We start from the raw sequence: 14324 nt of genomic DNA, 5'->3' as shown, positions 1-14324 counted from the left end.
CCGCTTGCCGCCGGCTGCCGCGTGCGCGTCACCGGCCGCCACGGGCTGCTGCTCACCGTCGCGCCGCTCTACGACGTGCCGGGGCAGGAACACCATCAAGAACAACACCAAGGAGAACCTTCATGATCGGTTACACGTTCGGCTTCAGCAGCGTCCTGATCGTCTTCGTCGTCGTGCTCGTCGCGTCGTCGATCCGCATCTTCCGCGAGTACGAGCGCGGCGTGGTGTTCATGCTCGGCCGGTTCTGGAAAGTGAAGGGGCCGGGGCTCGTGCTGATCATCCCGATCGTCCAGCAGGTCGTGCGGATCGACCTGCGCACCGTCGTGTTCGACGTGCCCGCGCAGGACGTGATCACGCGCGACAACGTGTCCGTGAAGGTCAATGCGGTCGTGTATTTCCGCGTGGTCGATCCGGAGAAGGCGGTGATCCAGGTGGCGCGCTTCTTCGAGGCAACGAGCCAGCTCGCGCAGACGACGCTGCGCGCGGTGCTCGGCAAGCACGAACTCGACGCGCTGCTCGCCGAGCGCGAGCAGTTGAACGCCGACATCCAGAAAACGCTCGACGCGCAGACCGATGCGTGGGGGATCAAGGTATCGACGGTCGAAATCAAGCACGTCGACCTGAACGAGACGATGATCCGCGCGATCGCGCGGCAGGCCGAGGCCGAGCGCGAGCGGCGCGCGAAGGTGATTCATGCGGAAGGCGAACTGCAGGCGTCGGAGAAACTGCTGCAGGCCGCGCAACGGCTCGCGCTGCAGCCGCAGGCGATGCAGCTGCGCTACCTGCAGACGCTGACGACGATCGCGGCGGACAAGAACTCGACGATCGTGTTTCCGCTGCCGGTCGATCTGCTGGGGGCGTTGCTGGAGCGGATGGGGGGGAAGCGGGAGGGGTGAGGCAGGCATTGAACGCCGGCACGGACGCCGTGACTTGTGCGGCGAGCACGTCGCTTTCGACGCGATTCAATTTTGACGTGCCGTCGATACTTCGCTAGCATCACCGATGAAAACGCTGGGGACGCCTCTCGACGATGCGCAACACTCCAGACGGCAAAAGGACGCGCAAGCGTCCTTTTTTATTGCCGAATTTCTATCGACCTGGCACGCCCGTCGGGTGCCGGATCCGCCCCTTTTGCCGGATTCAGTGTCGCCCCGATGCCAGGCGCTTCGGGCAGCAGCCCCCTCGGCATCTGCCTCCAATCTAGAGCTTCCCCTCCATTTCCCCCTTCCATTAGGACAAATCCTCACCCCAGGGGGCTGGCGCGCGTCCCGGAACCGTCTATGATCATTACATCGCCCAATGACACATTAAATGCTGACTGAATAACCCGCACCGGTGACGCCGGCGGGCGCGTTCCGGATCAGCGCCCCAAACGGAGACGCATCATGGCCGACCACCATCCGCTGCCGGAAGTCCACCTCGCCGAGCTGCCGCAATTCCGCGCGGTCCAGCAGCTTGCGTACCGCTGCGTCGAAACCGTCGGCGCGATGCTCTACCCCGGCATCACCGAAAAGGAAGCCGCGCGCCTGCTGACCGAATGGCTGCAGGACAACGGCGTGCACGACTGGCTGCACAAGCCGTTCGCGTGGTTCGGCGACCGCACCGCGTTCGAAGGCTTCTCGGGCCTCAAACACATGGGCGGCTTCAATCTCGCGTTCTTCCCGAGCAACCGCCAGCTCGAGACCGACATGCCGGTGATCCTCGACGTCGCGCCGGTGCTCGACGGCATCGTGGCCGACGTCGGCTACGCGCACTGCCTCGGCCACAACCCGATCCTCGAACAGCTGCAGGACGACCTGATGGACCACCGCGACATGATCGTGCGGCTCGTGAAGGAGCGCCGGTCGATGGCCGAGGTCGCGCAGGAAGTCGACGCGCTGTGCCGCCGCCAGGGCGTCGAGCCGCGCCACAAGGCCTATCCGTTCAAGGTGCTCGCGCATCGCGTCGCGAAGATCCACAAGCTGTCGAAACCGCGCTTCGTCGCGCGCTTCGGGCTGAACGCCACGCGCAACCTGCTGCTCGACCAGGGCCGCGCGGCGAAACAGCAGGGCTGGTCGCCGCTGTGGTCGATCGACCGCCGCTCCGAGCATGCGCCGGTGCCGGGCCTGTGGGCCGTCGAGCCGCATCTCGGCTTCGCCGGCGTCGGCGCGAAATTCGAAGAGCTGCTGGTCATCACCGAAGACGACGCGTACTGGCTCGACGAAGACCTGCCGCACGTGCGCCGCTGGCAGCGCCGCCAGGCCGAGCGTACGCAGGCCATTGCGACCGTGCCGGCCGCCGCCTGACGCGAACGCGCCCTTCCTCCGACTCCCTGAACGACGGACTCACGATGCAGCCTCTTTCCGACGAAGCGCCGCTGGCCCTGTTCGAATCGGTTCATAGCGAAACGGCAGTCGCCTCCGGCGACCTGACGCTCGCGGTCAAGACCTGGGGCGACCCGGCCCGCTCGCCGGTCGTGCTGGTGCACGGCTATCCCGACGACAGCAGCGTCTGGCAGCACGTCGCGCCGCTGCTCGCGCGCAAGCACCACGTGATCGCGTACGACGTGCGCGGCGCGGGCCTGTCCGGCGTGCCGAAACGCACGGCCGACTACCACCTCGCGAAGCTGACCGACGACTTCGTCGCGGTGATCGACGCGCTCTGCCCCGGCCGCGCCGTGCACCTGATCGCGCACGACTGGGGCTCGATCCAGGGCTGGGAGTTCGTCACCGATCCGCGCCTTGCCGGCCGAATCGCGTCGTACACGTCATGCTCGGGGCCGTGCCTCGACCACGTCGGCTTCTGGCTGCGCGAACGCGTGCTGCGCCCGACGCCCGCATCGCTCGCCAAGCTCGGCGGCCAGCTCGTGCGGTCGTGGTACGTGTACCTGTTCCACCTGCCGTTCATCCCCGAACTCGGCTGGCGGCTGTGGCTCGGCCGCGCGTGGCCGCGCCTGCTGCGCCGGCTCGAGAAAACGCCCGCCACGCCGCGCCCGACGCAGGCCGACGACGGCGCGCGCGGCGTGCGCCTCTATCGCGCGAACTTCATCCGCTGCCTGTTCGCCCCGCGCGAACGCTACGCGCATGCGCCGGTGCAGACGATCGTGCCGCTCGGCGACAAGTACGTGAGTCCCGCGCTGTCCGAGAACCTGTCGCGCTGGGTGCCGCAGTACTACCGTCGCGAGGTCGCGGCCGGCCACTGGCTGCCGCTCGCCGATCCCGCGCGCTTCGCGGATCTCGCCGGGCAACTGATCGACGCGGTCGAATCGGGCAACGAGCCGCCCGCGCTGGCAAACGCGCGCCGCCGCGCAACGAGCGGCCGTTTCAGCGGCAAGGTCGCGGTCGTGACCGGCGCAGGCAGCGGCATCGGCCGCTGCGCGGCGCTCGCGTTCGCCCGCGAAGGCGCAACGATCGTCGCGTGCGACATCGATCTCGCGAGCGCCGAACGCACCGCGCTGGTGATCGGGTTGACCGACGCGCAAGCGCATGCGAAGCGCGTCGACGTCGGGTCCGCCGACGACATGGAAGCGCTGGCGACGTGGGTTGGCAGCGAACTCGGCGGCGCGGACGTCGTGATCAACAACGCGGGCATCGGCATGGCCGGCGGCATCCTCGACACCAGCGCACGGCACTGGGAGCGCATCCTGCACGTGAACCTGTGGGGCGTGATCCATGGCTCGCGGCTGTTCGCGCAGCAGATGGCCGCGCGCGGCACCGGCGGCCACATCGTCAACACCGCATCGGCCGCCGCGTTCGGGCCGTCGCGCGACCTGCCCGCGTATGCGACGACGAAGGCCGCCGTGCTGATGCTCAGCGAATGCATGCGCGCGGAACTCGCGGAGCAAGGCATCGGCGTGACGGCCGTGTGCCCCGGCTTCGCGGAGACCGGAATCATGGCGTCGACGCAATACGCGGGCGCCAATGCACAGGACGAAGCGCGGCTGCGCAAGCGCGCGACGAAGCTGTACCAGATGCGTGGCCTGAAACCCGAAACCGTCGCGCAGGCGATGGTCGACGGCGTGCTGCGCAACCGCCCCGTCGTCGCGGTCGGCGGCGAGGCGCACGCGATGCGCTTCGTCGGCCGCTTCATGCCGTGGCTCGGCCGGATGATCGCCCGCGTCAGCATGGCATCGCATTGACGGCGCACGACGCCGCACAGGGAGACACAGATGACCGATACCGCCGACTATCACAAGATCAAGGCCCGGCACGTGAAGTTCGACTTCAGCGACACGCCGATTACCTGGGTGCCGAACGATCCGGGCAGCACGCACATCATCAACACGCTGAACCTGCTGTTCCCGGAAGGCGAGCTGTGGTTCTGCCGCGTGTACAACAAGGCCCTGCCGCTGATCACCGATGCGCGCCTGCGCGACGAGGCCGAAGGCTTCCTGCGGCAGGAAGCCGTGCATTCGCGTTCGCACGGCGGCGTGCTCAAGCACTACTACGACCGGCACGGGATCGACACGAAGCCGTTCACGCAGAAGCTCAACCGCCTCTTCACGCGCGTGCTCGGCGAGCAGCCGCTCGGGCTGAAGATCGGCCACACGCGTTTCTGGCTGCGCCAGCAGCTCGCGGTGATCGCGTCGCTCGAGCATTTCTTCGGCTATCTCGGCAACTGGGTGCTCAACGCGCACGGGCTCGACGAAGGAAAAGCCGACCCGACGATGGTCGACCTGCTGCGCTGGCACGGCGCGGAGGAAGTCGAGCACCGCACGGTCGCGTTCGACATCTACCGGCACCTGGGCGGCACCTATCCGGAGCGCTGCGTGCACATGGCGTTCGTGATCCTGCTGCTGCTCTACTACATCACGACGGGCGCGAAGTTCATGTACCGGCGTGACCCGGCCGCCGGCCGCTACCCGGGCTTCGTGCTCGCGTGGTGGCAAGGCTCGCGGCGCGGGCACCTGCCGTCGTTCTGGAAAGTGATCGGCGCGGCGCTGCGCTATTTCAAGCCGAGCTATACGCCGCACCACGAGGGCTCGACCGAACAGGCGCTCGCCTATCTCGCCCGCTCGCCGGCCGCGCAGGCGGCCGCGCACGGCGGCAACTGGGGCACGACGAAGGGCGCCTGACCGGGGTTTATTGCCGGCTCGGCGGGCGGCGCCCGCCGAAATGCGTACAATCGCGGCTTCATTTCCCGGAGGTGCCGCGATGGCCATGAAGAAAACCGATCTCGAAAAGAACAAGGCGCTCAAGCTGACGCAAGCGATGAAACAGTCGGGCGCCGCGCGTTTCGGCAAGGGCGCCGACGACGCGGCCAAGCTCGACCGCCGCGCGCAGCGCAAGCTCGACCAGGAACAGGGCCTCGTGCCGTTCGCCTGCAAGCTCAACGCCGACCTCGTCGAACAGCTCAAGGCGCGCGCGGCCACGCACCCGGAAGGGATGACGGGCCTGCTGTCCGAGCTGCTCGTGAACGGGCTCGCGCAACGCGACGCGTGACCGCCACGTATCTCGAAATTTCCGTTGACATTGGTGCGCTGCGACGACACACTCGTTCGCATGCCTACGCTCAAGCCCGCCGCCATCGCGCATAAAACACCAGTGAACGCCAATACGTGGCGATCACCGGGGGCGCTTGTGCGTTAGCATCGAGATTCAGTTGCGCATGTCACAAGGCCTCGCCGGAAACGGATGAGGCCTTTTTGTTTTGGTGCGCGTCATCCCGCCCGGCTCAACGGATGGAGATGACGATGGACCAAGCAAGCCGGCTGGTTGTCTGCCCCGATCGGTGCCGCACCGATGCGATCGCATTGCCGCGGGTCGTGATGCAATTCACGGTCGCGCCGCGCAAGACGCTGACATGGTGCGCGCAAAACGATGCCGAAATCCGTGTGCACGACGCGACGCTGTGGGTCACGCGGCTGGGCAGCGTCGACGATTACTGGATACGAACCGGCGACGTGCTGCGCGTGCGGCGCGGCGATCGCATCTGGATGAGCACCGACGACGACCGTCCGGCCGAAGCATCGATCACGACCGCGTACGCGATGACACGCGGCGCATGGCTGGCGCATGCGCTCGCGCGAATGCGCAGCTTGCTGCGCGAGCGATGTCGAAGTTGAAGCCGAAGTCGTCCATGACGAAAGCGCTGCTGCACACTCGCTACGGGGATGCAGCGGCGTCACGCAATGCCAGGTGCGCACGTCGATGCATCGTGCTCGCCTATCCCGAAAATTGTCGTTGACAACGCAGTTCCACGCAGACAAACTCGTTCGCATGCCTACGTACACGCTCATCGCCGCCGTGATTCATCGATCGATGAACATTCGAAAGAATGGTTCACGGGAGGCGCGTGTGCGTTAGCAGTCGAGCAGTACCGCATGTCACACAAGGCCTCACCGGAAACGGATGAGGCCTTTTTGTTCTGGTGCGCGTCATCCATCCGGCTCACTGAATGGAGAAGACGATGGACCAGGCAAGCCCGCTGTTTGACCGTCCCGATCGGCGCCGCGCCGGCACGATCGCGTTACCGACTGTCGTGATCCGTTTCGCGGTCGCACCGCGCACGACGCTGACGTGGCGCGCGCCGCGGGACGCGGAGCTCCGCGCGCATGGCGCGGCGCTGTGGGTCACGCGCCCGCCGTGCGTCGACGACTACTGGGTGCAGCCCGGCGACGTGCTGCGTATCGCACGTGGCGAGCGCATCTGGCTCGGCACCGATGCCGACCGGTCGGCCGAAGCGACGCTCACGACGGCATTCGTGCGTCGCGGCGAGCGCTTCAGGCGCACGCTCGCGCAAGTGCAACGTTTGCTCTTCGGGGCAGGGGGAACGAGCGGATAAGCGACGCGCCGTCAGGCACGCGAGACGCGGAACGGCCGCGACCGAAAACGGACGCACCTGCGGCGTAACGCGCCGCAGGTGCGCATCGAATGTCGCGGCACGCCGGTGCGTGCCGCGAGCGATCGCGCGCCGTGCGCAGCGACGGGATGCAACAGGTGCATCAGGTGCTGGCGGCGAGACGCGGGCCCGTGCTTCGGGGAGTGGACTCGAGGTCGGGACGTTGCGCTGCCTGCGAGGTCACCCACGGATCGATGCCCTGCTTCTGCACCTCTTCGAGGAATGACACACGTGTGCGCCAGTAATCCGCTTGTAATTTCGCGTCGATGACGCGCTGTTCGGCTGCGAACAGTTCCATGCGCGCCGTCACGAGCATCGACGCAGCGGTTTTTTCCGGCGTGGGGGCGTGTCGCATCGCCCAACGGCTGATCCAGTTCAACATGCTGACCTCCGTGATTACGGACGAACCCGCATCGGGCAATCGCAAGCGGCCGTGCCTGCCCGAACACGCAACGGCCTTGACCGCACTACACCGCCCGGCCTGCACGGACTGCGACTCCCCCGCGTCGGCAATTACCGGCCGGCGTGTGCATGCGCGGTGTATCTATCCTAGAAAGACTTGCCGGTTTATGCGATGGGGTCTTGCAATCTTTTACACAGAAACCACAGTCGCCCCCGCATCACGAAATGACAGTTGCGGGCGGGACGGCTTCGGCGCAGGATAGCCCGATATCTGCAACCGCCTGGACTGACGAATGGCCGCTGCACGCCGCTGCCGGGCATCCGCACCGGCCGCGCCCGTGCGTTTGCGCGCACGCGCGGCCTGCCCCGCGTTCGTTCAGCATGCGGGCGCTCCGTTTCAGTCGGATGTCATTCCGCACCCGCGCCGTGCGATACGCCGTGCGTGCCGTGTTGCACGCCGTCATGCACGCCATTGCGCACGCATCGTTCGCGCATCCCGCTCCCGTTTCAGCCATTTCTTCCGGCCCGTTTCGCCCGAACCGGTAAAATGCGCGCCTTCGCCGCGCGGCCGGGCTGCCAGACCGTTCGCGCGCAGGCAGCCGATCCATCTTTCGATCGTGCCCTCCAACTATATCGTCCGAGCTATCCGCGCTATTACAATCCGCCGATAGCCGGGCAATAGTGGCTGGTTACAGTAAGCCGGCCGCGCGCTGCCTTTACAACAATTCGGCACAACAAGCAACACGACAACCCGACCGGAGAAACGCCTTCATGGAATCCATCAAGCGGTATTTCGGCTTCGCTGAAGCCGGCACCGACTTCCGCACCGAAATACTCGCGGGCGTCACCACGTTCCTGACGATGGCTTACATCATCTTCGTCAACCCCGCGATCCTCGGCGACGCCGGCATGCCGAAGGAATCCGTGTTCGTCGCGACCTGCCTCGTCGCGGCACTGGCGTCGCTCATCATGGGCCTGTACGCGAACTACCCGATCGCATGCGCGCCCGGCATGGGCCTGAACGCGTATTTCGCGTACACGGTCGTCAAGGGGATGGGCTTCACGTGGCAGGCCGCGCTTGGCGCGGTGTTCATCTCCGGCTGCCTGTTCCTGCTCGTCACGCTGTTCCGCGTGCGCGAGGCGATCGTCAACGGCATTCCGAAATCGCTGCGGATCTCGATCACAGCGGGTATCGGCCTGTTCCTCGGCATCATCTCGCTGAAGACCTCGGGCGTGATCGTCGGCAACCCGGCCACGCTCGTCACGCTGGGCGACCTGCACAAGCACGACACGATCCTCGCGATCGTCGGCTTCTTCACGATCGTCACGCTCGACCACCTGCGCGTGCGCGGCGCGATCCTGATCGGCATCATCGGCGTCACGATCCTGTCGTTCTTCTTTGGCGACAACCAGTTCCACGGCGTGTTCTCCGCGCCGCCGTCGATCGATGCGACGCTGTTCAAGCTCGACATCGGCGCGGCGCTGTCGACCGGCATCATCAACGTGATCCTCGTGTTCTTCCTCGTCGAGCTGTTCGATGCGACGGGCACGCTGATGGGCGTCGCGAACCGCGCGGGCCTGCTCGTCGAAGGCAAGATGAACCGCCTGAACAAGGCGCTGCTCGCCGACAGCACGGCGATCGTCGCGGGCTCGGTGCTCGGCACGTCGTCGACCACCGCGTATATCGAAAGCGCATCGGGCGTGCAGGCCGGCGGCCGCACCGGCGTGACGGCCATCACCGTCGCGGTGCTGTTCCTCGCGTGCCTGTTCATCGCGCCGCTCGCCGGCGTCGTGCCGGCGTACGCCACGGCGCCGGCACTGCTGTACGTGTCGTGCCTGATGCTGCGCGAGATGGTCGAGGTGCCGTGGGACGATGCAACGGAAGCCGTGCCGGCCGCACTGACCGCGCTGCTGATGCCGTTCACGTACTCGATCGCGAACGGTGTCGCGTTCGGCTTCATCGCTTACGGCGGCCTCAAGCTGCTGACGGGCCAGGCCCGCTCGGTCAAGCCGATCGTGTGGCTCATCGCAGCCGTGTTCCTGTTCCGCTTCTTCTATCTCGGCAGCGAGTGACGGTGGCGCTTCGGCGCGGTGCAGGATGCACGATGAAAAAACGCCACCTTCGGGTGGCGTTTTTCGTTGTACGCGCCGTGACTGCCGCCGCCTGGCCTTGTCCGCGCGGATCAAGGTGTCGCGACACCCTTGAGCTCCTCGTCGTACAGCCGCTGCGCCAGCGTCGGATCGAGCGCCTTGACGCGGCGATACAGCTGCACCGCGTCATCGGCCCGCCCGGTACGGCGATAAGCGACCGCCAGGTTGGCCATGACTTGCGCGTCATCGGGATACGCGCGGTTCAATTCCTCGAAGATCCCGACCGCCGCATCGGGCCGCTTGCCGCGAATCGCCGCGATGCCCATCGCCTCCCGCGCCAACCGGTTCGACGGATCAAGCTTCAATGCATGCGCAGCCGCGGTCGACGCTTCGTCGGGCTGTCCGATCTGGTTCAGCTCGCCCGCGAGCACCACCCACCCCGCCGCCAGCGATTCGTCCAGTGTCACCGCGCGCCGGAACGATGCGACGGCCTGCACATGCTGGCCCAGTTGCGCCAGCGTCACGCCGTGCATCCGCCATGCCCTCGCGTCGCCGTCGTTCAGCTTGATGGATCGATCAAGTGCACTCAACGCATCGACGTAGTTCGACTGCGTCATGTACAGCGCGCCGAGCCGCAACCAGTATTCGGCATTGTCCGGCGCCGCTTCAACCGCATTGTGCATCGCGCTGGACGCATTGCCGGACTGGCCTTGCAGCGCATATGCCTGGGTTAGCGCGCCCTGAATGAGCGCGGTCGTGGCGGGATCGCCGCCCTTCTGCGCGCTCAGTGCATGCTGGTAACTGACGATCGCGTCCGCCAGGTGACCGAGATCGTATTGCGCGCGGCCGAGTGCATACCAAAGCCGCACATCGTCGGGAAAGGCCTTCAATCCGTCTTGCAGCACACCGATGGTTGCCTGGGCATCCGGCTGCGTCGAGGCCAGCAGACTCCACGCATCGGCCTGGCGCGAACCGGACAGATCATGTACGCCCCGTTCGAACAACGGTCGCGCAGCGGCCTTGTCGCCGCGCCGCAAATACGCGATGCCGAGATTCATCGGCAGCATCGCGTCCGACGGATCGGCACGCATGCCGGCATGAAACGCGTCGAGTGCGCGGTCCATCTGCCCCAGCTCAGCATAGGTGTTGCCGAGCGAACTCCAGCCAAATGCGTATGACGGATCGTTTTCGACCGAGCGGCGATAGGCGGCCAGGCTGAGCGCGCCGCGATCGGGCAGCCGGCTCGTGCGATAGGCATTGCCGAGGTTGTTCCACGCCCATGCGCTGTGCGGTCGCGCGGCCGTCCATGCAAGGTCATGGCGAATCAGCCCGTCGACGTCGTTCGCCACCGCGTACGCGCGCGCCTGGCTCATCCAGGCGGTCGCTTCGAGCGGCAGGTCGACGGCCGGCATCTTCGCCGCCACGGTCGCAATCCACTCGACCGGCAGCACCATGTAAAGCGACGCGGCATTGTCCGCGTGGGCGCCCACCATGCCGATCAGATTGCCCTGCTCGTCGTAGACGCCGGCCCCCGGTTCGGGCAGGCGCGGCGCCGCCGGATTCGGCGACGCGAGCACGCCGGAATGCATGCCGCCGTCCGCGGCCCATGCATGGCAGCACGCGCGCAGCGCAACGGGATCACGACGGCCGAATCGCGCGCCCGCCAGATAGACGGTCGTGGCCGATTCCGGGCTTCGCGCCGTCAGCGGCACAGCGGCGACGTCGAGACCCGTCGCTTCGACGATGCAGATGTCCCGATCCTGGTAGCCCGCGACGAGACGCGCGGGAAGACGGTGGCCATCGGCCGATGCGATGTCGAATGCCGGTCGGCCTGCGAGCCGATGACACGGCGTCGCGACGCGACCCGGCGCCACGACTATGCCGCCCGTCACGACATCGCCCGCGACGAGGTTGACCTCACCTGGCGCGTTCTGACCGATCGCGTCGTCATCCGATCGAACCGCCCCATCGGCCATCGACATGCCGGCTGCGAGCAACCATGCGCCTGCCAGCAGACGGCGCGCCTTCCCCCATCCCGAACGATTTTCCACGTGCGGTGCCCTCTTTTTATTGTGTTGGAATTCGAATGATTTTCTCTGCGATCCTGACGAATCGGGATGCCGGTTCGTGTCGGCACACTAGCAGCCGGCCCGGCGCAGCGGCAATCCGGTGCGGTCCGCATACGAAAATGCCGCCCGGCCCCGCCGAACGGCATTGCGTGAAAGGCAACGTCTTCGCGTGCGCAACGTTCAGCGACGTGCGCCGCAAAACGAGCGTCGTGTCGTCAGCGCCAGTTGGCCTCGTAGAAGCGGACGTAGCCGCTGCGCAGCGTCACGCACTGCGCGCGCGTCTCCGACAGCAAGCGCCGTGCAGCCGCCTCGATACGGTCGCGGTGCTGGTCGAATGCGCCGACCATGTCCTCGAAGCGCGGCGACGCCGCGCCGAAGTGATCTTCCAGTGCCTCGGCGGTGATCTGACATTGGACGCGCTCGCCATTGACCAACGCCGTGAACGCAAGCATCAGGTCGCGCCCCGAATACTCGGGCTTCTCGTTCGTGAAATGGATCTGCATGGGAGCCGCCTCGACCGGTAGAAAACGAATGACCGCGTCCGTCGTCCGCTACCGGCCGGACGAAATGTACGCGGGCTCGCCGGCGGAGGCGCGGCCCGCGGATGATGGCGCGGACAATGCATGCCGGTTGCTTTCCACTTTAGACGGTTTCGCGCAGGAGACAAATATTCCGGCGTGCGTCGTTCCGACGCGCATTTCCTCTGATCAGCGCGGCATCCGGCACCGTTTCGAAAAGCGGCGTCAGTGAGGATCGTTCGGCCAGACGTTGAGCGCGATGGCAGCCGTCGTGGCGCCCACCGCAATCGCGGCCGCCCCGTATCGCACCGCATCGGTCAGATCGAACAGCAGCCCGTGGATCGCCACGGCGATGCCGCCCAGCATGATGAAAGTGGCGATGGCCGCCAGCACGACTCTCAGTTCCGTCCGAACCATGATGCCTCTCCCGAACGGATGCATGTCGCGTCGCATGCATGTTGCAATGCGGAACACGGCGCGTGCGTGCTCCATTTCCATCATTGCAGGCGGGCATTTAAAAGCAAGGGGATTTTGTTCGCGGTCGCGCTTCGTACGCGGCGCTTGTATGATGATGCGTACCCGGATGGTCGCCGTTCGCACACCGATGGTGCGCCGCACGTGGAGGCGGGAATCTGTTGCGGGTTTCGGTGCGTGTGCGTGCGCCGAGAACCGGTCAATTTCGAGAAGCATGGGGCCTGGGTTGGCGTTGAAGTGCCAACCGGGCTCGAACGCGAAGCATGGGATCAGAGCAAACGCTGAAGTGCTAACTCTGATCGACCGCGAAGCATGGGGTCCCAGTAAGCGCTAAAGCGCTAACTGCGGCCGACCGCGAAGCATGGGATCAGAGTAAGCGCTAAAGCGCTAACTCTGATCGACAGGAGACAAGTCATGCCGCAACCCTTCGTGCTGCCCGCCACCGCGGGTCGCACCGACCTGCTCGCGCAGGCGCATGCGCGTTCGACCGCGGTCGGCCTGCGCGCGCACGAACGCCCGGATTTCTCGCCGCTGTCGCGCATCGCGTTGCGCGAACTGCTCGACACGAATCACGCGCTGTTCTCGCACGCCCGCCCGGTGATGGAGAACCTCCACGCGCAAATCGCCGACACGCAAAGCCTCGTGCTGCTGACCGACGCCGACGGCGTGATCCTGCACAGCATCGGCGACGCGGACTTCATCGAGAAAGCCAATCGCGTCGCACTATGCACCGGCGTGTCGTGGGCGGAAGGCGCACGCGGCACCAACGCGATCGGCACCGCGCTCGCATCGGGCCAGGCCGTCGCGGTGCACGGCGCCGAACACTTCCTGCGCGCGAACCACATCCTCACCTGCTCGTGCGCGCCGATCTTCGACCCGTTCGGCCGCACGCTCGGCACGCTCGACGTCAGCGGCGACCCGCGCGGCTCGAGCCCGCATACGCTCGCACTCGTGCGGATGTCCGCGCAACTGATCGAGAACCACCTGTTCGCGAACCAGTGCGCGGAAGCCTTGCGGCTGCGCTTTCATGCGCACGAGGAATGCGTCGATTCGCTGTTCGCCGGGCTCGTCGCATTCGGCCCCGACGGTGGCCTGATCGCCGCGAACCGCAGCGCACAATTCCAGCTCGGCGCATCGTTCGACGCACTGCAGCATCAGGCCAGCGACGCGCTGTTCGGCTTGCGCTTCGGCCAGCTCGCGCAGCAGGCGGCACGCGCACCCGGTGCGATGTTCCGCCTCACGCTGTCGACCGGCGTACGCGTGCTGGCGCGCTGCGAATTCGCGGAAGCACACAAGACCACCATCGCCGTCACGCCGCCCGCACCCATCGCGCGCGCGCGCACGCCGGATCCCGACACGATCACGTTCGCGACGCTCGACACCGGCGACGCACGCATGGCCGCCGTGCTCGAACGCGTCGCGAAGATCCGCGGGCGCGACCTGCCGCTGCTGATCCTCGGCCAGACCGGCACCGGCAAGGAATGGCTCGCCCGCGCGCTGCACCAGGCTTCGCCGCGTGCGGACGGCCCGTTCGTCGCGGTCAACTGCGCGGCGCTGCCCGATTCGCTGATCGAGGCCGAGCTGTTCGGCTATGAAGACGGCGCGTTCACCGGCGCGCGCAAGCGCGGCAGCCCCGGCAAGATCGTGCAGGCCGACGGCGGCACGCTGTTTCTCGACGAAATCGGCGACATGCCGCTCGCGCAGCAGGTCCGGCTGATGCGCGTGCTGCAGGAACGCGCGGTGATGCCGCTCGGCGGTGCGCGCGCGGTGCCGGTCGACGTGCGCGTGGTCTGTGCGACCCATCGCGACCTGCGCGCGATGATCGCGGACGGCACGTTCCGCGAAGACCTGTTCTACCGGATCAACGGGCTCGCGGTCACGCTGCCGGCGCTTGCCGAACGCACCGACCTGCCCGCGCTCGTCGAGCGGATTCTCGCGCGGCTCGCGCGCA

15 protein-coding genes are annotated in these 14324 nt (G+C 66.7%); 10 read left to right on the top strand and 5 right to left on the bottom strand.

From position 1 onward, the window contains the following. Positions 1 to 122: 122 nt before the first annotated feature. From G3N99_RS21635 to G3N99_RS21605, 7 genes are all read left to right on the top strand, one after another. The gene (locus tag G3N99_RS21635) at positions 123 to 896 is read left to right on the top strand and encodes a slipin family protein (protein WP_174945467.1); all 774 of its coding nucleotides are present in this window, start codon (positions 123 to 125) and stop codon (positions 894 to 896) included. Between the two features lie 489 nt (positions 897 to 1385). After that, entirely contained in the window at positions 1386 to 2285 is a 900-nt protein-coding gene (locus G3N99_RS21630) for a M24 family metallopeptidase (RefSeq protein WP_206123428.1), read from the top strand. 44 nt (positions 2286 to 2329) lie between these two features. After that, a complete protein-coding gene (locus G3N99_RS21625; RefSeq protein ID WP_206123427.1) occupies positions 2330 to 4117 on the top strand; it encodes an SDR family oxidoreductase in 1788 nt (595 codons plus the stop codon). A gap of 30 nt (positions 4118 to 4147) precedes the next feature. Then, positions 4148 to 5053: a metal-dependent hydrolase gene (locus G3N99_RS21620; RefSeq protein ID WP_069252278.1), complete on the top strand. Its 906-nt coding sequence runs from the start codon at positions 4148 to 4150 to the stop codon at positions 5051 to 5053. Positions 5054 to 5132: 79 nt separating this feature from the next. Next, entirely contained in the window at positions 5133 to 5420 is a 288-nt protein-coding gene (locus tag G3N99_RS21615) for a hypothetical protein (RefSeq protein ID WP_174945462.1), read from the top strand. A 251-nt stretch (positions 5421 to 5671) separates the two neighbouring features. Then, positions 5672 to 6043 (top strand): DUF2917 domain-containing protein, encoded by a 372-nt coding sequence (locus G3N99_RS21610; protein ID WP_206123426.1) that lies wholly within the window; start codon positions 5672 to 5674, stop codon positions 6041 to 6043. A 344-nt stretch (positions 6044 to 6387) separates the two neighbouring features. Then, positions 6388 to 6762 carry a DUF2917 domain-containing protein gene (locus G3N99_RS21605; protein WP_174945460.1) on the top strand — a complete coding sequence of 125 codons (375 nt, stop codon included), beginning with the start codon at positions 6388 to 6390 and terminating at the stop codon, positions 6760 to 6762. A gap of 160 nt (positions 6763 to 6922) precedes the next feature. On the opposite strand, the gene G3N99_RS21600 is transcribed toward G3N99_RS21605, so the two are convergent. Both G3N99_RS21600 and G3N99_RS21595 read right to left on the bottom strand, forming a co-directional pair. Further along, positions 6923 to 7201: a hypothetical protein gene (locus tag G3N99_RS21600; protein WP_011354312.1), complete on the bottom strand. Its 279-nt coding sequence runs from the start codon at positions 7199 to 7201 to the stop codon at positions 6923 to 6925. Between the two features lie 480 nt (positions 7202 to 7681). Next, positions 7682 to 7849, bottom strand: coding sequence for a hypothetical protein (locus G3N99_RS21595; RefSeq protein WP_206123429.1), 168 nt, complete (start codon positions 7847 to 7849; stop codon positions 7682 to 7684). Between the two features lie 143 nt (positions 7850 to 7992). On the opposite strand from G3N99_RS21595, the gene G3N99_RS21590 reads away from it, so the two are divergent. After that, a complete protein-coding gene (locus G3N99_RS21590; RefSeq protein WP_089426935.1) occupies positions 7993 to 9294 on the top strand; it encodes an NCS2 family permease in 1302 nt (433 codons plus the stop codon). 110 nt (positions 9295 to 9404) lie between these two features. On the opposite strand, the gene G3N99_RS21585 is transcribed toward G3N99_RS21590, so the two are convergent. Together G3N99_RS21585 and G3N99_RS21580 are read right to left on the bottom strand one after the other, a co-directional pair. Continuing rightward, complete coding sequence (locus tag G3N99_RS21585) at positions 9405 to 11363, bottom strand: serine protease (protein WP_206123425.1); 1959 nt, start codon at positions 11361 to 11363, stop codon at positions 9405 to 9407. Positions 11364 to 11596: 233 nt separating this feature from the next. Next, positions 11597 to 11884 carry a DUF1488 domain-containing protein gene (locus G3N99_RS21580; RefSeq protein ID WP_011354308.1) on the bottom strand — a complete coding sequence of 96 codons (288 nt, stop codon included), beginning with the start codon at positions 11882 to 11884 and terminating at the stop codon, positions 11597 to 11599. 28 nt (positions 11885 to 11912) lie between these two features. Between G3N99_RS21580 and G3N99_RS21575 the strand changes: the two genes are divergently transcribed. Then, the gene (locus G3N99_RS21575; RefSeq protein WP_174936757.1) at positions 11913 to 12131 is read left to right on the top strand and encodes a hypothetical protein; all 219 of its coding nucleotides are present in this window, start codon (positions 11913 to 11915) and stop codon (positions 12129 to 12131) included. Here G3N99_RS21575 and G3N99_RS42580 read toward each other — a convergent pair. Then, entirely contained in the window at positions 12125 to 12400 is a 276-nt protein-coding gene (locus tag G3N99_RS42580) for a DUF2964 family protein (RefSeq protein ID WP_307873415.1), read from the bottom strand. The genes G3N99_RS21575 and G3N99_RS42580 overlap by 7 nt on opposite strands. Before the next feature lie 387 nt (positions 12401 to 12787). Between G3N99_RS42580 and G3N99_RS21565 the strand changes: the two genes are divergently transcribed. Beyond that, positions 12788 to 14324: sigma-54-dependent Fis family transcriptional regulator (locus G3N99_RS21565; RefSeq protein ID WP_206123424.1), on the top strand; the 1537-nt coding region annotated here is incomplete at its 3' end.

The organism is Burkholderia sp. Ac-20392 (genome assembly GCF_017104585.1).
Taxonomy (GTDB): domain Bacteria; phylum Pseudomonadota; class Gammaproteobacteria; order Burkholderiales; family Burkholderiaceae; genus Burkholderia; species Burkholderia lata.
The sequence above is the reverse complement of the archived record's forward strand: the minus strand, read 5'-3'. Positions and strand labels throughout refer to the sequence as shown.